Source organism: Pseudomonas sp. X4, assembly GCF_040784925.1.
Taxonomy (GTDB): Bacteria; Pseudomonadota; Gammaproteobacteria; order Pseudomonadales; family Pseudomonadaceae; genus Aquipseudomonas; species Aquipseudomonas putida_Z.
In genome coordinates, this window is record NZ_CP160798.1 from 3,072,921 (window position 1) to 3,092,500 (window position 19,580).

The following is a 19,580-nucleotide window of genomic DNA, read 5'->3' on the forward strand; positions in this document are numbered from 1 at the left end:
TCAGGCCCCCATCAAGGCCTGGCCGCATACCCGCAGCACCTGGCCGTTGACTGCGCCGGAGCCCGGCTGGCTGAGCCAGGCGATGGCTTCGGCGACATCCTGCGGGCGGCCGCCCTGGCCAAGCGAACTCAAGCGTCGCCCGGCCTCGCGCAGGCCCATGGGCATGGCGGCGGTCATGTGGGTTTCGATGAAACCGGGTGCCACGGCATTGATGCTGCCGCCGCGCTCGGCGAGCCGGGGCGCCCACGCCTGGGCCAGGCCGATCAGCCCGGCCTTGCTCGTGGCATAGTTGGCCTGCCCGCGGTTGCCGGCGATGCCGCTGACCGAGGCCAGCAGGGTGATGCGCGCGTTTTCACCCAGGGCGCCGTTGTCGTACAGCGCCTGGGTCAGCACCTGCGGTGCCTTGAGGTTGACCGCCAGCACCGCGTCCCAGTATTCCGGGGTCATGTTGGCCAGGGTCTTGTCGCGGGTGATACCGGCGTTGTGCACCACGATGTCGATGCCGTCGGGCAGGGCAGCAAGCAGTTGCGTTGCCGCGTCGCCGGCGCAGATGTCCAGGGGCAGCGCCTTGCCGCCCAGGCGTGCGGCCAGGGCGTCGAGGTCCTGGCTGGCTTGCGGCACATCCAGCAGCAGTACGTCGGCACCGTCCCGGGCCAGGGTTTCGGCAATGGCGGCGCCGATGCCGCGCGCGGCACCGGTTACCAGGGCGCGGCGCCCAGCCAGCGGCCGGGTCCAGTCCTCGACCTGGCTGGCGCAGGCATGCAGGCGCAGCACCTGGCCGGAGATGAAGGCGCTTTTGGGCGAGAGGAAGAAGCGCAGGGCACCTTCCAGCTGGTCTTCCGCGCCGGGCCCGACATACAGCAACTGCGCGGTCGCACCGTTGCGCAGCTCCTTGGCCAGCGAGCGGCTGAAGCCTTCCAGGGCCCGTTGGGCAATGCTGGCCAACGGGTCGTCGAGGCTATCTGGTGCGCGGCCCAGCACCACCACATGGGCGCACGGCGCCAGGCTGCGCAGCAGTGGCTGGAAAAATTCGCGCAACTGCTTCAACGCGTCGCTGTCGGACAGGTGACTGGCATCGAATACCACGGCCTTGATCTTCGGCCCCAGGCCAGCCACCCATTCTTCGGCCTGGAGGTTGTCGGTATTGAAGCTGTAAAGCGTGTCGGTCAGGCGCGGGGCAATGGCTTCGACCTGGCTCGCCAGTGGCCCGCCACCCAGTACCAGGGCACCTTCGACCGGGCGCAGGCGGCCGGCCTGCCAGCGCTCCAGCGGCGCCGGGCGTGGCAGGCCAATGGCATCCACAAGACGGCGGCCGAGGTTGGAGTTGGCAAAGCCGAGGTAGCGATCGCTCATGAGTGGGTCTCCCGGAAGGCAAGCTTGAAAGTGTGGACCAACTTTGTGGCAAGGTCGTTCGAATGCGGTAAAAACACCTAGGCTGTACGGATCAAATTGTTTCAGGAGGAACAAGCGCATGCGTTCACTTCGCCGGGTCGCGATCCTGGGCGGCAACCGAATTCCCTTCGCCCGCTCCAATGGCGCCTACGCCACGGCCAGCAACCAGGCGATGCTCACCGTCGCCCTCGAAGGGCTGATCGAACGCTACCGCTTGCATGGGTTGCGCATGGGGGAAGTGGTGGCCGGTGCGGTGCTCAAGCACTCGCGTGACATGAACCTGACCCGTGAGTGCGTGCTGGGCTCGCGGCTGTCGCCGCAGACGCCGGCCTACGACATCCAGCAAGCCTGCGGCACCGGGCTGGAGGCAGCGCTGCTGGTGGCCAACAAGATTGCCCTAGGGCAGATCGACTGCGGGATTGCCGGCGGCGTGGACACCACCTCCGATGCGCCGATTGCGGTAAACGAAGGCCTGCGCCACATCTTGCTGCAGGCCAACCGTGGCAAAAGCCTGGGCGAGCGGCTAAAGCCATTCCTCAAGCTGCGCCCTCACCACCTGAAACCCGAATTGCCGCGCAACGGCGAGCCGCGCACCGGGTTGTCGATGGGCGAGCATTGCGAACGCATGGCCCAGGCCTGGCGCATTGGCCGTGCCGAACAGGACGAGCTGGCGCTGCTCAGCCACCAGGCGCTGGCTGCCGCGTACGCCGAAGGTTGGCAGGATGACCTGCTGACGCCGTTTTTGTCGTTGACCCGTGATAACAACCTGCGCCCCGACCTGACCCTGGAGCAACTGGCCAGGCTCAAGCCGGCCTTCGATCGCAGCGGGCAGGGCACGCTGACGGCGGGCAATTCCACACCGCTGACCGATGGTGCTTCGCTGGTGTTGCTGGGCAGCGAGGAATGGGCCGAGCAGCAGGGGCTGTCGGTTCTGGCCTATCTGGTCGATGGCGAAACCGCTGCGGTGGATTTCGTCACTGGTCGCGAAGGCTTGCTGATGGCGCCGGTGTATGCGGTGTCGCGGCTGCTGGCGCGCAATGGCCTGACGCTGCAGGACTTTGACTATTACGAGATTCACGAAGCCTTTGCTGCCCAGGTGCTGTGCACGCTCAAGGCCTGGGAAGATGCCGATTATTGCCGTGAGCGGTTGGGGCTGGATGCGCCGCTCGGGGCAATCGACCGCAGCAAGCTCAACGTCAAGGGCAGTTCGCTGGCGGCCGGGCACCCGTTTGCCGCGACCGGGGGGCGGATATTGGCCAACCTGGCCAAGTTGCTGGCGAGGGCGGGGAAGGGGCGGGGGTTGATTTCGATCTGTGCGGCGGGTGGGCAGGGGGTGACCGTCATCGTCGAGCGCTGAAGCCACGCCTTGTGGGAGCAACTGTCTTGCTCAATTTCAAAAAGCTGGCGCGATCCCTGTGGGAGCGGGCTTGCCCGCGAACACGGGCGAAGCCCGTGCCATCCACCACGGTGTTGGCTTCGCGGGCAAGCCCGCTTCCAGGCGGCTCACGCTGCGTTCTGGATTTACGTTGTACTTTCAGGCTGCGGTAGCACTAGATCGAGCCATGATGTACCCGTTCTGAGCATGGCATTTAACCGCACGATGAACGTTCTCATGCAGGCTACGATAGCGACTTTGGGAAGTTTTCCGCGCTCCCGCAGTGACTGATAACGAGCCTTGAGTGCTGGATTGTATTTCATCGCCACAAGGCATGCCATGTACAGCGATCGCCTGACCGCAAATCGCCCGCCAGAGATAGAGCGCTTGCCCATGAATTTCCCGCTGTCGTGGTTGAAGGGCGCCACCCCAACCAGGGAGGCAATTTCTCTGGATTCAACCCGACCTAGCTCCGGCAGCAGCGCTATTAGTTTGCCCGCTGTCACCATCCCAATGCCTTTCACTTTGATCAGCTGGGCAACCCGTTCGTCGTTCAGCATCGCGATTTGCTGTTCGATCTCACACTCAACCCGTTTGATCTGCGCCTTGAAGTGTTTCAGGTTGGCATTCAGGTAGTTAGCAACTGCAGTCGATTGCACCTGCTTCAGGCGCCGCAGGTCGTCATCTCGCTGTTGAACCATCCGATCACGTTGCTGAAGCAACTCTCGCAGAAGCGCTCGTTCGGGGCTGACTCGCAGAGAGGGTTGATCTGGAATGACTTCGGCATAGTGCGCCAGAACCTCGGCGTCGATGGCGTCAGTCTTGGCCTTGATGCCTAAAGAGTCAGCGAATGACCTGGCTCGCCTGGGATTGACGCGTATGACCTTGTAGCCAGCGTCCTGTAGAAAACACATGACATCTCGCTCGTAGCCACCCGTCGCCTCTAACAGGACGCGCTTGATACTGAGCTTGCGAAGGCTCTCCAGTAGCGCCTCAAACCCTGTTGGATCATTGCTTAAATGCATTTTGATGCCCTGTGGCCGCACCGCAGCATCAAGGGAGAGACTGGAAACATCGATACCCAAGAAGGAAGCCATCACCAAAACCTCCTAAACTCAACACAGTGAGAGGACTTTGGCTTGGCCCACGCTTGTGATTCGAGATCAGAGCCGCATCCAACTGTTCGGGCTCTCGCCAAAGTGGAACGGTGAATGGCAGCTTTTGCTCCCACACGTGCTCAAGGCACCTACGGCATTCAGCTTGCCATTCACCGCTCTCACTCCAAATTCTAATCCCCCATCAAGACACAAGCGGCCTTGCGTCGCGAAAGGGGCGCGAAGCGGCCCCGGGGTTTCAGCGTCACAGCAAAAATTGTTGGGGCCGCTTTGCGGCCCTTTCGCGACACAAGGCTGCTCCCACAGAGACCGCGCCTGACTTGACCACGAATCAGCTGTTAGGCTTGTCTGGTCAGAACTACAAGAAACCGCCATGCCGATCATCGGACACCCCCGCGCCATACCGGCGCTGGACTACCTGCCCAGGCCACTCTATGCCCGTGCCGAAAGCCTCGGCGCCGGCTCCTGGACCACCCGCCACCAGCACGACTGGGTGCAGTTCTCCTACGCCATCAGCGGCGTTCTCGGGGTGTATACCCACGAAGGCAGCTACTTCGCCCCGCCCCAATGGGGCGTGTGGATACCAGCCGATGCCGAACACGAAGTGGTCACCTCTATGCAGGCCGAAATGCGCAGCCTTTACGTGCGCCGGGATGCCTGCCCGTGGGCACCGGAGCAATGCCGGGTACTGGAAGTGACCCCGCTGGCGCGCGAACTGATCAAGCAGTTCTGCCTGTTCCCGGCAGACTACCCGGAGGGTGACAGCGCCGAGGCGCGGCTGGTGGCGGTGCTGCTCGACCAGTTGCGCATGCTGCCCGAGGTCGGTTTTTCGCTGCCACTGCCACGGCACCCGGGGTTGCTGGCGCTGTGCAATGGTCTGATCGCTGCACCGGACCAGTCGCAGACCTTGCAGCAGTGGGCGCGAGAGCTGGGGTGCTCGGAGAAGACGCTGATGCGGCTGTTCCAGCGGGAGACGGGCTTGAGTTTTCGCAACTGGCGGCAGCGTATGCGGCTGTTGTCATCGCTAGCGTTGCTGGAGGCGGGGGAGAGTGTGACCGAGGCGGCGTTGGGGTGTGGGTATGACTCCACCTCGGCTTACATTGCGGCGTTCAAGCAATTGTTCGGTGCGACGCCGGGAGAATTGAGGCTTTAGTGATTGGTCGCCTGCGCCGGCCTCTTCGCGGGTGAACCCGCTCCCACAGGTACTGCACAGCTTGCAAAGCTGCGGTGATCCTGTGGGAGCGGGTTCACCCGCGAAGAGGCCGGCGCAGGCAACACATCAGGTACGGAACCTGCGCACCAGCGCATCCAGCTCATTGGACAACCCGGCCAGGCTCTCCGAATCCATCCGCGCCGCCTGGGCCAGTTCGGCCACCAGTTGCGCATCGCCGTGAATCTGGCTGATGTGCCGGTTGATGTCCTCGGCCACCTGGTGCTGCTCTTCGGCCGCCGTGGCAATCTGGGTGTTCATGTCGCGGATCACATCCACCGACTCGCGGATCTGCCCGAAGCTGTCACGGGCCAGGCCGATGCGGCTCACCGACTGCTGTGAAACCTCCAGGCTGGCGTGCATCTGTGCGGCCACTTCGGCAGTGCGGCTGGCCAGGTTGCCCAGCAGGCCGTCGATCTCGGCGGTGGAGTCGGCAGTGCGCTTGGCCAGCGCCCGCACCTCGTCGGCAACCACGGCAAAGCCACGGCCCTGCTCGCCGGCACGGGCCGCTTCGATGGCGGCGTTGAGCGCCAGCAGGTTGGTCTGCTCGGCAATCGAGCGGATGGTGCCGAGGATCGACTGGATGGCGTTGCTGTCACGTTCCAGCTGCTGGATCGACTGCGCCGACTGCTCGATCTCCTGGCTCAGGCGGTCGACGCTATGTACCGCGGCATCGATCTGCTGCTGGCCTTCGCGAGCCTGTTGCTGGCCACTGTCGGCCGACTGCGCCGCCTGGCTGCAGGAACGTGCCACTTCGTTGGCAGTGGCGACCATTTCGTGGAAGGCGGTAGAGACCATGTCCACCGCTTCGCGCTGGCGGCCTGCGGCTTCGGCCATGTCGCTGGAAACGCGGGTCGAGCTGCTGGAGGTGCTGAGGATCTTGCTGGCGGCAGCACCGATGTGCTGGATCAGGCTGCGAATGGCACCGAGGAACTGGTTGAACCAGCTGGCCAGTTGCGCGGTTTCGTCGCGGCCACGGATTTCCAGGTTGCGGGTCAGGTCGCCCTCGCCCTGGGCGATATCTTCCAGGCCGCTGGTGACGCTGTTGATCGGGCGTACGATCAGCTTGGCGAAGGTGGCACCGACCACGGCGAACAGCGCGGCCAGTACCAGGGCCACCACGCCGATCAGCCAGGTCAGGCGGGTGGTGGTCTGCATCACTTCGCTTTGTTCGATCAGGCCGATCAAGGTCCAGCCCAGCTGTTCGTCCGGGTAGATGTTGGCCATGTAGCGCACGCCATTCAGCTCCACTTCGGCCAGCCCCTTGCCGTGCTTGGCCAGCTCGGCGTAGCCGTCGCCAAAGCTCGCCAGTTGCTTGAAGTTGTGCTTGGCGTCACGAGGGTCGACCAGTACGTTGCCGTTGTTTTCCACCAGTAGCACGTAGCCGCTTTCGCCCAGCTTGATCTGCTGGACGATCTCGGTGAGGCCTTTGAGCGAGACGTCGACGTTGACCACGCCGCCGGGGTTGCCCAGCTGGTTGGCGACGGTGCGCACGGTGCTGACCAGCACGGCGTCGTCGGCAGCCCAGTAGTAGGCGCCGGTACGCAGGGTCTTGCCAGGGTTGGCCATGGCCAATTGGTACCAGGGGCGGGTGCGCGGGTCGTAATTGACGAACTTCTGCCCGGCCGGCCAGCCGATATAGCCACCGTCATTCACCCCGTAGGACAGGTACGCATAGCTGGGATGCGTGGTAGCCAGGCGGGTCATGAACTCCAGCAGCTTGCTGGCCTGGTCGCCCAGTTCATAGGACGGGGTTGCGCTCATGTACTTGTTCAGTTCGCTACCCGTGGCGGCGACCATCGGCTGCGCAGCCAGATACTCGACGTTCTGGTTGATGCCCTGGAAGAAGATGTTCATCGCGTTGCTGACCTGGCGGATTTCCCGGCTGCTGCCATCGAGGAATCCGTCGCGGGCTTCGCCACGCAGGTTGAGGACCACAAGGGTGGCCACAAGGACGATGGGCAAGCCGGCGATGACCGCGAATGCCCAGGTCAGTTTCTGTTTGATGCTCATCGACGCTCCCGGATTTTTTATTTTCGATACACGAGGCAGGTAACAATTGCATCGGCAGCATCCGGGTTTAATGTAGGGAAACGCCCGTATTTATTGGATAAAGTCGCAGTTGGTGACTATTCGGTCGTGTTTGGACGTATATGGCATACCAAGGGGTTGCGGGGTGGCTCAGTGACAGCAGCCGCCCGCAGCGCCATTGGCCAGGTCCTTGAGGATCGGGCAGTCCGGGCGCTCGTCTCCCTGGCAGTGCGAGACCAGTTCGCCAAGGGTGTCGCGCAGGCTCACCAGCTCTTCGATGCGCCGGTTCAGTTCAGCGATGTGCTGCGTGGCCAGCGCTTTCACATCGGCGCTGGCGCGCTGGCGGTCCTGCCACAAGGTCAGCAGCTTGCCGACCTCTTCGAGGGAAAAGCCCAGGTCGCGGGAGCGCTTGATGAAGGCCAGGCTGTGCAAGTCTTCCGCCTGGTACAGGCGGTAGCCGCTGTCGCTGCGCGTGGCGGGCTTGAGCAGGCCGATGGACTCGTAGTAACGGATCATCTTGGTGCTGAGCCCGCTGCGGCGGGCGGCCTGGCCGATGTTCATGGAGCCTCCTGGGTGTTGCTGGTGGGTTTCCACGCCTTGAGCCATAGCGCGTTGCTCACCACGCTGACGCTGGACAGGGCCATGGCGGCGCCGGCCAGTACCGGGTTGAGGTAACCCAGCGCGGCCAGCGGGATGCCGATCAGGTTATAGATGAACGCCCAGAACAGGTTCTGGCGGATCTTCGCATAGGTCTTGCGGCTGATCTCCAGGGCGGCCGGTACCAGGCGTGGGTCGCCGCGCATCAGGGTGATGCCGGCGGCCTGCATGGCCACGTCGGTACCGCCGCCCATGGCAATGCCGATATCGGCGGCGGCCAGCGCCGGCGCATCATTGATGCCATCACCGACCATGGCGACCACGCCATCCTGCTTGAGTGCAGCCACGGTCGCGGCCTTGTCGGCCGGCAGCACTTCGGCATGCACGTCGTCGATGCCCAGGGCATCGGCCACCACTTTGGCGCTGCCGCGGTTGTCGCCGGTCAGCAGGTGGCTGCTGATGTGTTGCGCGTGCAGAGTATCGATCGCCTGCGCGGCGCCGGGCTTGAGGCTGTCACCAAAGGCGAACAGGCCCAGCACCCGCGGCTGCGCGCCGCGTTCGATCAGCCATGACAGGGTGCGCCCCTCGGCTTCCCAGGCTTGGGCCTTGGCGGCCAGGTCGCCGGGTGGCAGGGCGCTTTCATCGAGCAGGCGGCGGTTGCCCAGGGCCAGCTCGCGGCCTTCCACGCGCCCGGCGATACCACGCCCGGTCAGCGACTGGCTGTCAGCAACGCCAGGCACGTCCAGGCCCTGTTCGGCGCAGGCATCCAGTACCGCCTTGGCCAGCGGGTGTTCGCTGCCGCGCTGCAGGGCACCGGCCAGGCGGTGCAGGTCGGCGCTGCTGCCCACCTGCGCCTGGCTGTGGACAACGCGCGGGCTGCCGGAGGTGAGGGTGCCGGTCTTGTCGAACACCACACGGTTGACCGCATGGGCGCGCTCCAGGGCTTCGGCGTCCTTGATCAGGATGCCATGGCGGGCGGCGACCCCGGTGCCGGCCATGATCGCTGCGGGCGTGGCCAGGCCGAGGGCGCAGGGGCAGGCGATGACCAGTACCGCGACGGCATTGATCAGCGCGGTTTCCAGTGGCGCGCCGGCCAGCCACCAACCGACCAGGGTAATCAGCGCCAGTACCAGCACGGCCGGGACGAATACCTGGCTGACCCGGTCGACCAGCTTCTGGATAGGTGCCTTGGCCGCCTGGGCGTCTTCCACCAGGCGGATGATGCGTGCCAGCACGGTTTCTGTGCCCAGTGCCTGAGTGCGTACCAGCAGCCGGCCTTCGCCGTTGATGGCGCCACCGGTGACGCTGTCGCCGGGCTGTTTGGGCACCGGCAGGCTCTCGCCGCTGATCAAGGCTTCATCGGCATGGCTGTTGCCGTCTTCGACCACGCCATCGACCGGGAAGCGTTCGCCGGGTTTGACCAGTACCAGGTCGCCGAGGCGCAGTTGGGCAATGGCCACGTCTTCTTCCCGGCCATCGACCAGGCGCACGGCCCGTTCCGGGCGCAGGGCCTCGAGGGCACGGATGGCGCTGGCGGTCTGGCGCTTGGCACGGCTTTCCAGGTACTTGCCCAGCAGCACCAGGGCAATCACCACGGCCGAGGCTTCGAAGTACAGGTGAGGGGCCATGCCGGCGGGGGCCTGCGCCCACTGGTACAGGCTCAGGCCGTAGCCGGCGCTGGTGCCCAGGGCCACCAGCAGGTCCATGTTGCCAGTCCCGGCGCGCACGGCTTTCCAGGCGGCCACGTAGAACCGCGCGCCGAGAATGAACTGCACCGGCGTGGCCAGCAGGAACTGCACCCACGCTGGCAACATCCAGTGCACGCCAAACGGCTGCACCAGCATCGGCACCACCAACGGCAGGGCGAGCAGCAACGCTGCGCCGACCGCCAGGCGTTCGTTACGCAGGCGGCGCTGGGCAGCGTGCTGGTCGTCCCTGGCGGTTTGCGGCAGGCTGGCGCTGTAGCCGGCCTTTTGCACGGCGTCGATCAGCAGGTTGTCGTCGAGGGCCGCAAGCACTTCGAGGTGCGCGCGTTCGCTGGCCAGGTTGACGCTGACCTGTTCAACCCCCGGCAGCTTGCCGAGGGCGCGCTCTACGCGGCCGACGCAACTGGCGCAGGTCATGCCGCCAATCTGCAGTTCGACGGTGCGGGTGGGCACGCCATAGCCGGCTTCGCGTACGGCGTCGACCAGCGCGGGCAAGCTGTTGACCGGGGCCTGGACCCGGGCCTGTTCGGTGGCGAGGTTGACGCTGACCTGTTCAGCGCCGGTGACCTTGCGCAGGGCGCGCTCGACCCGGCCGGCACAGCTGGCGCAGGTCATGCCGGAGATCGGCAGGTCGTATGTGGTGGATGCGGGCATGGCTCTCCTCCTTGGACAGGCCTCCAGCATCAACCTTGCCACGCAGGTAAGGTCAATAGCCCAGGCCGGCTCGCTTCAACTCCAGCCCATATTGCCCCATGGCGATGCGGTATTTGTTGATCTGGCCCGCCTGCAGGTTCAGTCGTGTGCTGCGTTGGTCCTCGACACCCGCGGCGCAGCCGGGCATTTGCCCGGGCAGCAGGCGCAGGCGCACGTCCACCGGGCCGGGCGGCAGGTTGAACGAGGTGGACTGCTCCTGGAACACGCGCCCGGAGAGCTGGTCGTTGAGGTAGATACCGATTTCGCAACTGGTGGCCACTTCCAGGCGCTCCCGGGAAATGATCAGCACGCTGTAGTCCGAGTTGCCCTCGGCACTGGCCGGTGGCACTGCAGCCAGCGTGCTCAATAGCCCTACGACGCCCAATGCTGCCCTGAACATGAAGAATCTCCTGCTTGCGTGATCATCAAAGGCGCAGCTTGGCCGACGCGCGCGCGGATTTCCACCCCGGCTGTTGTCGACAGATCTTGACCTTGCCCCGATGGCAAGCTTGAGACTCGTGGAAAACCTGAAGGAGGTAACCCCCATGCAAGTGTTCAATGTACAAGGCATGACCTGCGGCCATTGCGTGAAAGCCGTGACCCGGGCGGTGCAGGAGCAGGATGCCGCGGCCAAGGTGGAGGTCGACCTGGCAGCCAGGCAGGTACGGGTGCAGAGCGACTTGGCTCAGGAGCAGATCCTCACGGCCATTCGCGATGAGGGTTATCAGGCCGACGTAGCCTGAACACTTGCCTGTGGGAGCGGGCGTGCCCGCGAACACCGGCGCCGCCGGTGCCATCCACCGCGCCGCCTGATTCGCGGGCACGCCCGCTCCCACAGGGACCGCGGCAGCCCTTGGATTTGTTGCAAATGTTTTCATGTCGATAGGGCCCACAGCAGGTAGAATCGAGCACTTGCTTAGCCTGCTATGGATTCCTGATGAACCTGCGAATGGTGCTCATCCTGGGCGCACTCAGTGCGTTCGGGCCCTTGGCGATCGACTTCTACCTGCCCGCCTTCCCGGCCATGGCGCAGGCGTTCGCCACCGATGAAAAACACGTCCAGGCCACCTTGGCCGCCTACTTCCTTGGCCTCTCCATCGGGCAACTGGCCTACGGGCCGGTGGCTGACCGCTTTGGCCGACGCAAGCCGCTGATGTTCGGGGTGACCCTGTTCACCCTGGCGTCACTGGCCTGTGCCTATGCCCCCAACCTCGACACCCTGGTGCTGGCGCGTTTCGTCCAGGCGTTGGGCGGTTGCGCCGGGATGGTGCTGTCGCGGGCCATCGTCAGTGACAAGTGCGACCCGGTGGCCTCGGCCAAGGTGTTCTCGCAGTTGATGCTGGTCATGGGCCTGGCGCCGATCCTGGCACCGATGCTGGGCGGGGTGCTGGTGAACGTGGCCGGCTGGCAATCGATCTTCCTCGCCCTGAGCCTGTTCAGCGCCGGCTGCCTGCTGGCGGTCAGCCTGGGCCTGCCGGAAAGCCTGCCCGAGCACATACCGCGGCAACCGCTGTCTGGCGCCTTGCGCCAGTACTTGCGCCTGTTCGCTGACCGGGTGTTCGTCGGCCATGCCCTGACCGGTGGTATCGCCATCGCCGGCATGTTTGCCTACATCGCCGGTTCACCTTTCGTGTTCATCAAGCTTTACGGCGTGCCAGCCGAGCATTACGGCTGGTTGTTCGGCACCAATGCCGCCGGCTTTATCCTGGTGGCGCAGGTGAATGCACGCCTGCTGGCCAAGCGCGGGCCGGCGTTCCTGCTGGCGCGTGCGGTGTGGTTGTACCTGGTTGCGGGCCTGGCGTTGCTGGGCGTGGCGGCACTGCGGCCAACACAGCTGTGGCCACTGCTGGTACCGCTGTTCGTCTGCATCTCCAGCCTCGGCTGCATCATCCCCAACGCCTCTGCCTGTGCCATGAGCGGGCAGGGCGCGCGGGCTGGCAGTGCCTCGGCGCTGATGGGCTGCCTGCAGTTCAGCGTCGCCGCCGGCGCAGCGGCGCTGGTCGGGCTGCTGCATGATGGCAGTGCGGTGCCGATGGCGCTGGTGATCAGCCTGTGCGGGGCGCTGGTGGTCAGTGTCGCGCTGCTGACCCGACGCTTGCCGGCCAAGGCTCCCGCATAAGCGGGTGAGGTGCCTGCAGGCGGGTTTCCAACGTGGCGACGAAGGCACGCGCCTCGGCCTCGCTGCGGAAACTGACCACGTGTTGATCGAGCTGGACCTGCCAGGGGCAGGCGGGGTTTCGGCTCGACGCACTGACGACAATTTTCATCGCGGCATACCTCCAAAGGGGGGAGAGCGGATGAAGTGTAGCGCTGCACCTTCTGCCTGCCATGACCTGAATCAGTGTCCTGACTGACGGTCGGCAAGAACGTTTCTACATGTTTTTTCCTGCGTGGGGTGCAATGCCCGCAAGCACGTGGAACCTTCGCTTTGGCTTGCGCTACTTGTGGAAATTGGTTGTCGGCCGCGTCCGAAGTTGCATCCGGTGTTTTTTCCGCCCGTCGTTCTCGTGCTCCTGCCATGGGTGCCGGGCTGCTTGCCCGCGCGGTCCGGGCAGCTTTCACGCACTGTTTCACTGCTTGCCATGGGTAGGCATACCCAGTGGTTTATAACCGGTGGTGCCACTGCGCGGCGCTGCCTGAATGGCGTTTTTTGCGGCTTATACTGGCGAACCAGGCCAGTGCCAGCGAGAGGCGCTTCCCTGCCAAGGGTGGCCATCGCATCCACACAGTGAACTTGCAGGGAGTTACAGGGACATGAACGCAGCCAGCAGTATCAGCCAGATTGCCAGCCTGATGGCCGACCCCAAGCGCAGTGCCATGTTGTGGGCATTGATCGATGGCACGCCGCGGCTGGCCAACGAGCTCGCGGTAATGACAGGCCTGACCTCGTCATCGGCTTGCGCTCACCTTTCGTTGTTGTCATCGGCCGGTTTGCTCCGGCATGAAGCACGGGGGCGCAAGCGCTACTTCCGGCTGGCCACCCCGCAAGTCGGGGCAGCGGTCGAGGCGCTGGCCAGTGTCCAGTTGGAGAGCGCCAGGGGGGAGCGGGCCAAGGCGCCGGTATCACCGCTGCCCATGTCGATACGCAGGGCGCGGCGCTGTGGCGATCATCTGGGCGGGGAACTGGCCGGTGAGCTGTATCACCGTCTGGTGGTGGCCGGCTGGCTGGAGGGGAGTGGTCGACAGCTGATGGTAAGCGAGGAGGGGCGGACGCAGTTGGCTTTGGTCGGGGTCTACATCGATGCCTTGGCGCCGCATCAGCAACGTGGCTGTGTGATCTGCCGCTGTACCGAGTGGAACGACCAGGGACCGCACCTGGGTGGCGTACTGGGGCAGGCCTTGTTCCGGCTGTTCCTGCAATCGGGCTGGATGCGCGAGGCCGAGGACTCGCGGGCATTGCATATTTCTGCGTTGGGTATCCAGCAGATCAATCGCATTGCCCGCGTGCCGACGTTGCAGGTCGGTTGACCGCGACACTGTCATGTCGCGGTCAGGTCACTCAGGCCAGCCGGGCATCCAGGCTGTTCTGGGCCAGGCGACGGGCCTGGTCTTCGGTCATGCCCAGGTGGGTGTGCAGGGCGTGGAAGTTTTCGGTGACATAGCCACCGAAGTAGGCCGGGTCGTCAGAGTTGACCGTGACCTTCACGCCGCGCTCGAGCATGTCGAGGATGTTGTGCTGGCTCATGTGGTCGAACACGCACAGCTTGGTGTTCGACAGCGGGCACACCGTGAGCGGGATCTGCTCGTCGATGATGCGCTGCATCAGGCGCTCGTCCTCGATGGCGCGCACGCCGTGGTCGATACGCTTGACCTTCAGCAGGTCCAGGGCTTCCCAGATGTACTCGGGCGGGCCTTCCTCGCCGGCATGGGCAACGGCGACCAGGCCTTCACTGCGGGCGCGGTCGAACACGCGCTGGAACTTGCTCGGTGGGTGGCCCATTTCCGAACTGTCCAGGCCAACGGCGATGAACGCATCGCGGAACGGCAGGGCCTGGTCGAGGGTTTTTTGCGCCTCATCTTCGCTGAGGTGGCGCAGGAAGCTGAGGATCAGGCCGCTGCTGATGCCCAGTTGCTGGCGACCGTCCTTGAGCGCCTGGTTGATGCCGTTGAGCACCACTTCGAAGGGGATGCCGCGGTCGGTGTGGGTCTGTGGGTCGAAGAACGGTTCGGTGTGGATCACGTTCTGCGCCTTGCAGCGTTGCAGGTAGGCCCAGGTCAGGTCGTAGAAGTCCTGCTCGGTGCGCAGCACGTCGGCGCCCTGGTAATACAGGTCCAGGAACTCCTGCAGGTTGTTGAAGGCATAGGCACCGCGCAAGGTCTCCACATCGGCCCAGGGCAGGGCGATCTTGTTGCGCTCGGCCAGGGCGAACAGCAGCTCGGGCTCCAGCGAGCCTTCCAGGTGCAGGTGCAGTTCGGCCTTGGGCAGGGCGTTCAACCAGTCATACATGGTGGGTCATCTCGATCAGGTACGGTTGCCGCCATTCTACAGAGCCTGGCCGGGCATTGCGCCCGGCCAGGCTGCGACCTGGTGAATCACCAGACCAAGGGTTCGCCCTTGTAGTTGATGAAGCGCAGGCCGCCCTTGCCGCTTTGCGCCTTGATCTGTTCAAGCATGCCGCGGGTGCTGGTCAGCACGTCGATCTCGGCGTTTTCGCCGCCCATGTCGGTTTTCACCCAGCCCGGGTGCATGGCCAGCACGCACAGGTCGGGGCGTTGTTGCTCGACGACGAAGCTGTTGATCATCGAGTTCAGGGCCGCCTTGCTGGCCTTGTACAGGCAGATTTCGCCGCCATCGGGGATGGTCACGCTGCCCAGGATCGAGCTCATGAAGGCCAGCACGCCGCTGCCTTCGCGTACCTGGCCGACCAGGCGGCGGGCCACGCGGATTGGTGCCACGGCGTTGGTCATGAACAGGTCGCCGATGTCCTTGTTCTGTACCGCCTCCAGGTCCTGCGGCAGGGGGCCCATGACCCCGGCGTTGACGAAAATCAAGTCGAACACTTGGCCTTGCAGGCGTTGCTTCAGGCCATCGAGCTGGGCCGTGTCGTTCATTTCCAGCTGTTCGATGTGCACGCCGGATACATCCGCCAGGGCGCCGGGCTGCTGCGGGTTGCGCACGGTGGCGGTGATGTTCCAGCCGTCTTCGTGCAGGCGTTGCACCAGGCCCAGGCCCAGCCCGCGCGAGGCCCCGATGATAAGTGCGGTTTTAGCGTTAGCCATGTCGATGCGCTCCGTGATCGGTTCGAAGAAGGGTATTGAGGATAATGCACTGTGGTGCCGGGCGCCTTGTCGTAGGTTGTACGAAAAATCACCAGTTGCCTCAGGCCCTTGTGCGGCGTGGCCTTCGGCTTGTTGGCGCACGGGTTATCCACAAGCTGGTCCACAGTTATTGTGTGCAAGCGCAGGTGGCTGTGCAGGGCTACGCAGGGTGTGAGCCTGGGGATAACGTCAGGAGCATCAACGGTTTGCGGCTGTCATCAAATGGTGATCAAAATATGATCAAGGCTCTGCAGGCCTTGAGTAATGCCGCCTGCAAGCGAGTGCCCCAAGCTTATCCACAGGCCGGCCCACAGTTGCTGTGGGCAATGTTCAGCGTGCTTCGAGCAGAATGCGCCCGCGGCTCAAGTCGGCCAACTGCTGCTGCAGTGGCGCCAGGTGGGCGTCACCCAGTGCAATCAACAGGTCCACGCCATTGGCGGTGAACTGCTCATCCAGGACCAGGCCGTCAACCTCCGCCAGGCGCAGCTTCACCAGCGCCAGTTCGCTGAAACTGCAACTGCAGGTGAATTCGCTGCGCTGCACCAGCAGCCGCTTGGGTGCCTGTTGCAGGCACTTGTTGGCACCGCCGCCATAGGCCCTGGCCAGGCCGCCGGTGCCCAGCTGGATACCGCCGTACCAGCGGATCACCAGCACCACTACCTGATCGCAGTCCTGCGCTTCGATGGCCGCGAGGATTGGCCGCCCCGCGGTACCGCCAGGCTCGCCGTCATCGCTGCTGCGGTACTGGGCGCCAAGCTTCCAGGCCCAGCAGTTGTGGGTAGCGGCCAGGTCGCTGTGGCGTTCGATGAAACTCATCGCGTCGGCGGCACTGCTGATCGGCCCGGCAAGGGTGATGAAGCGGCTTTTGCGGATTTCCTCGCGGTATTCGCAGAGGTCGAGCAGGGTAGAAGGCATAAATGACGATCAGGCAGCCGGCTTGATGCCGCAGCCCTTCAGAATGATGTGGATAAGATTGTTGCTCGCGTCTTCCATGTCCTGCTTGGTCAGGCGGCTGCGGCCGGTTACCTGGCAGATCTGGGTGGCAAAGTCGGCGTAGTGCTGGGTGCTGCCCCACAGCAGGAAGATCAGGTGCACCGGATCGACCGGGTCCATCTTGCCGGCTTCGATCCAGGCCTGGAACACCGCGGCGCGGCCGCGGAACCATTCGCGGTAGTCGGCACTGAAGTACTCGCTCAGGCAGGTGCCGCCGCTGATCACCTCCATGGCGAAGATCCGCGAGGCTTGCGGGTTGCGCCGGGAGAACTCCATCTTGGTGCGGATGTACTGGCTCAGCGCTTCGCCCGGGTCGTCGTCGACGCTCAAGGCGTTGAAGGTGCTGTCCCACAACTCGATGATGTTGCTGAGTACGGCAATGTACAGGCCCAGCTTGTTGGTGAAGTAGTAATGCAGGTTGGCCTTGGGCAACCCCGCCTTGAGGGCGATGGTGTTCATGCTGGTGCCCTTGAAACCATGGCGGGCAAACTCGTCTTCGGCGGCCTGGATAATGGCCTGTTCGTTCTTCTGGCGGATGCGGCCCGCGGGCTTGCCCGAGGCGGAGAGGCGATGCGCAGGGACTTCTAGGGTCATGGACGATTCCGTACGGGTCAGTGGCTGCGGCTGTCGGACAAGATTACCTGCCTGCGCCGAAGTGACAAGCGTTTGCGGCACAGACTGGCATCAGCGTGTCGCAGCCAGGCTTTCGAGGAAGCTTTCCAGCACCAGGTTCGGCCGCCGTCCCTTGCGCGTTACCCAACTGAGGCTCAGGTCATAGAAGCGTTGCCGGGGCTTGAGGGCACGCAAGCGGCCTTGCTGCACCCAGAACGTGGCGTAGTGGTCTGGCAGGTAGCCGATGTAGCGACCGGTAAGGATGAGAAACGCCATGCCTTCGCGGTCCGAAGCACTGGCCGTGCAGTTCAGCGCCTGGTAATGCGCCTGGATTTCGGCCGGCAGGCGGAAGGTGGGGGTGATGGCTTCCTGGCTGTTGAGGCGGTCGTCGTCGATCTGCTGGTCATCGGCATAGAACAGCGGGTGGCCGACCGCGCAGTACAGCAGCGAGCGCTCGCTGTACAACGGCTGGTACTCGAGGCCCGACAGCGGGCTGGTCTGTGGCACCACGCCGACATGCAGGCTGCCATCGAGCACGCCATGCTCGACCTGGCTGGGCGCGATCATGCGGATCTGGATGCGCACATCGGGGCCGCGGTCCTTGAGCTCGGCCAGGGCATGGGTGATGCGCATGTGCGGCAAGGTCACCAGGTTGTCGGTCAGGCCAATGTTCAGCTCGCCACGCAAATGCTGGTGCAGGCCGTTGACCTCGGTGCGGAAGCTTTCCAGGGCGCTGAGCAGCTGCAGCGCCGAATGGTAGACCTCGCGGCCTTCCTCGGTCAGCGAGAACCCGGCGCGGCCGCGCTGGCACAGGCGCAGGCCCAGGCGTTGCTCGAGGTCGTTCATCTGCTGGCTGATGGCCGAACGGCCAATGCCCAGTACGTTTTCCGCGGCCGAGAAACCGCCGCACTCGACGACACTGCGGTAGATCTTCAGCAGGCGGATGTCGAAATCGCTGACTTGGGCGAGTGGATCGGGGCGTCGGCTCATTAGTTTAGTCAGGGCCTGTCTGAAGATTAGAAATGTTGGCTTTTTCAGACTTTATCGCCGTGCCAATTTAGCTGCAACAACATCCATCGTTGCCTAATCGTCTTCCGAGGAACCGCCGATGAACATGCCCGAAACCGCTACCGCCGGTATCGCCAGCCAGCTCAAGCTGGATGCCCACTGGATGCCCTACACCGCCAACCGCAACTTCCAGCGCGACCCACGCCTGATCGTGGCGGCCGAAGGCAACTACCTGGTCGACGACCAGGGGCGCAAGATCTTCGATGCCCTGTCCGGCTTGTGGACCTGCGGTGCCGGGCACACCCGCAAGGAAATCACCGAGGCGGTGGCTCGCCAGATCGGCACCCTGGACTACTCCCCGGCCTTCCAGTTCGGCCACCCGCTGTCGTTCCAGCTGGCCGAGAAGATCACCGAGCTGACCCCGGGCGACCTGAACCATGTGTTCTATACCAACTCTGGTTCCGAGTGTGCCGACACCGCGCTGAAGATGGTGCGTGCCTACTGGCGCCTGAAAGGCCAGGCCACCAAGACCAAGATCATCGGCCGTGCTCGCGGCTACCACGGCGTGAACATCGCCGGTACCAGCCTGGGTGGCGTCAACGGCAACCGCAAGCTGTTCGGTCAGCTGCTGGATGTCGACCACCTGCCTCACACCGTGCTGCCGGTGAACGCCTTCTCCAAAGGCATGCCGGAGGAGGGCGGTATCGCCCTGGCTGACGAGATGCTCAAGCTGATCGAGCTGCACGACGCCTCCAACATCGCTGCCGTGATCGTCGAGCCGCTGGCAGGTTCGGCTGGTGTACTGCCGCCGCCGAAGGGTTACCTGAAGCGCCTGCGTGAAATCTGCACCCAGCACAACATCCTGCTGATCTTCGACGAAGTGATCACCGGCTTCGGCCGCATGGGCGCGATGACCGGCTCCGAAGCCTTCGGCGTGACCCCGGACCTGATGTGCATCGCCAAGCAGGTGACCAACGGCGCCATCCCGATGGGCGCGGTGATCGCCAGCAGCGAGATCTACCAGACCTTCATGAACCAGCCGACCCCGGAGTACGCCGTGGAATTCCCGCATGGCTACACCTACTCGGCCCACCCGGTAGCCTGCGCCGCCGGTATCGCCGCGCTGGACCTGCTGCAGAAGGAAAACCTGGTGCAGGCCGCCGCCGAGCTGGCGCCGCACTTCGAGAAGCTGCTGCATGGCGTGAAGGGCACCAAGAACATCGTCGATATCCGCAACTACGGCCTGGCCGGCGCGATCCAGATCGCTGCCCGCGACGGTGATGCCATCGTGCGTCCGTACGAAGCGGCGATGAAACTGTGGAAGGCAGGCTTCTATGTACGCTTCGGTGGCGACACCCTGCAGTTCGGCCCAACCTTCAACACCACGCCGCAGGAACTGGACCGCCTGTTCGACGCAGTGGGCGAAACCCTGAACCTGATCGACTGATCTTTCCGATTCTGATGCCAGGCGCGTGAACACATCGCGCGCCTGCCTCAACCTTCTTTATCTGGAGTTTTGCATGAGCATTGTTCAGCACCTGATCCACGGCGAACTGGTTACCAAGGGTGAGCGCACCGCCGATGTCTTC

The 19,580-nt window shown here is 64.2% G+C and carries 19 protein-coding genes (1 of these 19 only partly in view); 7 read left to right on the top strand and 12 right to left on the bottom strand.

The features are described from left to right. Nucleotides 1–1,353, bottom strand: coding sequence for a 3-oxoacyl-ACP reductase (locus tag ABX298_RS13640; RefSeq protein ID WP_367393228.1), 1,353 nt, complete (start codon nucleotides 1,351–1,353; stop codon nucleotides 1–3). Between the two features lie 118 nt (nucleotides 1,354–1,471). Here ABX298_RS13640 and ABX298_RS13645 point away from each other — a divergent pair, with 118 nt between their 5' ends. Next, a complete protein-coding gene (locus ABX298_RS13645) occupies nucleotides 1,472–2,749 on the top strand; it encodes an acetyl-CoA C-acetyltransferase (protein ID WP_317410212.1) in 1,278 nt (425 codons plus the stop codon). Between the two features lie 164 nt (nucleotides 2,750–2,913). Here the strand turns inward: ABX298_RS13645 and ABX298_RS13650 are convergent, their stop codons facing one another. Next, nucleotides 2,914–3,864 carry a transposase gene (locus ABX298_RS13650; protein ID WP_096010017.1) on the bottom strand — a complete coding sequence of 317 codons (951 nt, stop codon included), beginning with the start codon at nucleotides 3,862–3,864 and terminating at the stop codon, nucleotides 2,914–2,916. Between the two features lie 391 nt (nucleotides 3,865–4,255). Between ABX298_RS13650 and ABX298_RS13655 the strand changes: the two genes are divergently transcribed. Next, nucleotides 4,256–5,035, top strand: coding sequence for a helix-turn-helix transcriptional regulator (locus ABX298_RS13655; RefSeq protein ID WP_075044504.1), 780 nt, complete (start codon nucleotides 4,256–4,258; stop codon nucleotides 5,033–5,035). A gap of 126 nt (nucleotides 5,036–5,161) precedes the next feature. On the opposite strand, the gene ABX298_RS13660 is transcribed toward ABX298_RS13655, so the two are convergent. The 4 genes from ABX298_RS13660 to ABX298_RS13675 all read right to left on the bottom strand — a co-directional run bounded on the left by ABX298_RS13660 (nucleotide 5,162) and on the right by ABX298_RS13675 (nucleotide 10,519). Further along, nucleotides 5,162–7,105, bottom strand: coding sequence for a methyl-accepting chemotaxis protein (locus ABX298_RS13660; RefSeq protein WP_367393229.1), 1,944 nt, complete (start codon nucleotides 7,103–7,105; stop codon nucleotides 5,162–5,164). Between the two features lie 168 nt (nucleotides 7,106–7,273). Further along, nucleotides 7,274–7,684 carry a Cu(I)-responsive transcriptional regulator gene (gene cueR, locus ABX298_RS13665; RefSeq protein WP_085593413.1) on the bottom strand — a complete coding sequence of 137 codons (411 nt, stop codon included), beginning with the start codon at nucleotides 7,682–7,684 and terminating at the stop codon, nucleotides 7,274–7,276. Beyond that, the gene (locus ABX298_RS13670; protein ID WP_367393230.1) at nucleotides 7,681–10,080 is read right to left on the bottom strand and encodes a heavy metal translocating P-type ATPase; all 2,400 of its coding nucleotides are present in this window, start codon (nucleotides 10,078–10,080) and stop codon (nucleotides 7,681–7,683) included. Before ABX298_RS13670 ends, cueR begins: the two co-directional genes overlap by 4 nt. A gap of 52 nt (nucleotides 10,081–10,132) precedes the next feature. Continuing rightward, nucleotides 10,133–10,519: a hypothetical protein gene (locus ABX298_RS13675; RefSeq protein WP_046616857.1), complete on the bottom strand. Its 387-nt coding sequence runs from the start codon at nucleotides 10,517–10,519 to the stop codon at nucleotides 10,133–10,135. A 145-nt stretch (nucleotides 10,520–10,664) separates the two neighbouring features. Between ABX298_RS13675 and ABX298_RS13680 the strand changes: the two genes are divergently transcribed. After that, entirely contained in the window at nucleotides 10,665–10,862 is a 198-nt protein-coding gene (locus tag ABX298_RS13680) for a cation transporter (protein ID WP_317410217.1), read from the top strand. Nucleotides 10,863–11,056: 194 nt separating this feature from the next. Then, nucleotides 11,057–12,238 carry a multidrug effflux MFS transporter gene (locus tag ABX298_RS13685; protein ID WP_075044509.1) on the top strand — a complete coding sequence of 394 codons (1,182 nt, stop codon included), beginning with the start codon at nucleotides 11,057–11,059 and terminating at the stop codon, nucleotides 12,236–12,238. On the opposite strand, the gene ABX298_RS13690 is transcribed toward ABX298_RS13685, so the two are convergent. Beyond that, the gene (locus ABX298_RS13690; protein ID WP_075044510.1) at nucleotides 12,189–12,386 is read right to left on the bottom strand and encodes a hypothetical protein; all 198 of its coding nucleotides are present in this window, start codon (nucleotides 12,384–12,386) and stop codon (nucleotides 12,189–12,191) included. The genes ABX298_RS13685 and ABX298_RS13690 overlap by 50 nt on opposite strands. Before the next feature lie 487 nt (nucleotides 12,387–12,873). Between ABX298_RS13690 and ABX298_RS13695 the strand changes: the two genes are divergently transcribed. Then, nucleotides 12,874–13,587, top strand: a complete 714-nt coding sequence (locus ABX298_RS13695) for a helix-turn-helix transcriptional regulator (protein WP_013970739.1) — start codon at nucleotides 12,874–12,876, stop codon at nucleotides 13,585–13,587. 31 nt (nucleotides 13,588–13,618) lie between these two features. Here ABX298_RS13695 and ABX298_RS13700 read toward each other — a convergent pair whose 3' ends face one another. From ABX298_RS13700 to ABX298_RS13720, 5 genes are all read right to left on the bottom strand, one after another. Then, entirely contained in the window at nucleotides 13,619–14,566 is a 948-nt protein-coding gene (locus ABX298_RS13700; protein WP_075044511.1) for an adenosine deaminase, read from the bottom strand. An 86-nt stretch (nucleotides 14,567–14,652) separates the two neighbouring features. Then, complete coding sequence (locus ABX298_RS13705) at nucleotides 14,653–15,339, bottom strand: SDR family oxidoreductase (protein ID WP_286100985.1); 687 nt, start codon at nucleotides 15,337–15,339, stop codon at nucleotides 14,653–14,655. A gap of 369 nt (nucleotides 15,340–15,708) precedes the next feature. Next, on the bottom strand, nucleotides 15,709–16,293 hold the full coding sequence (locus ABX298_RS13710; RefSeq protein WP_016484768.1) for a YigZ family protein: 585 nt from the start codon (nucleotides 16,291–16,293) through the stop codon (nucleotides 15,709–15,711). A gap of 9 nt (nucleotides 16,294–16,302) precedes the next feature. Beyond that, nucleotides 16,303–16,965 (bottom strand): TetR/AcrR family transcriptional regulator, encoded by a 663-nt coding sequence (locus ABX298_RS13715; protein WP_003257076.1) that lies wholly within the window; start codon nucleotides 16,963–16,965, stop codon nucleotides 16,303–16,305. Between the two features lie 90 nt (nucleotides 16,966–17,055). Then, nucleotides 17,056–17,973, bottom strand: a complete 918-nt coding sequence (locus tag ABX298_RS13720; protein WP_025337589.1) for a LysR family transcriptional regulator — start codon at nucleotides 17,971–17,973, stop codon at nucleotides 17,056–17,058. A 118-nt stretch (nucleotides 17,974–18,091) separates the two neighbouring features. Here ABX298_RS13720 and ABX298_RS13725 point away from each other — a divergent pair, with 118 nt between their 5' ends. Together ABX298_RS13725 and ABX298_RS13730 are read left to right on the top strand one after the other, a co-directional pair. Next, nucleotides 18,092–19,438 (top strand): aspartate aminotransferase family protein, encoded by a 1,347-nt coding sequence (locus ABX298_RS13725; RefSeq protein ID WP_075044513.1) that lies wholly within the window; start codon nucleotides 18,092–18,094, stop codon nucleotides 19,436–19,438. A 73-nt stretch (nucleotides 19,439–19,511) separates the two neighbouring features. After that, on the top strand, nucleotides 19,512–19,580 hold the 5' portion of the coding sequence (locus tag ABX298_RS13730) for a CoA-acylating methylmalonate-semialdehyde dehydrogenase (protein ID WP_367393231.1). Its footprint extends 1,425 nt past the window's final position; the window shows 69 of its 1,494 coding nt (coding positions 1–69); the start codon lies at nucleotides 19,512–19,514; the stop codon falls past the right edge of the window.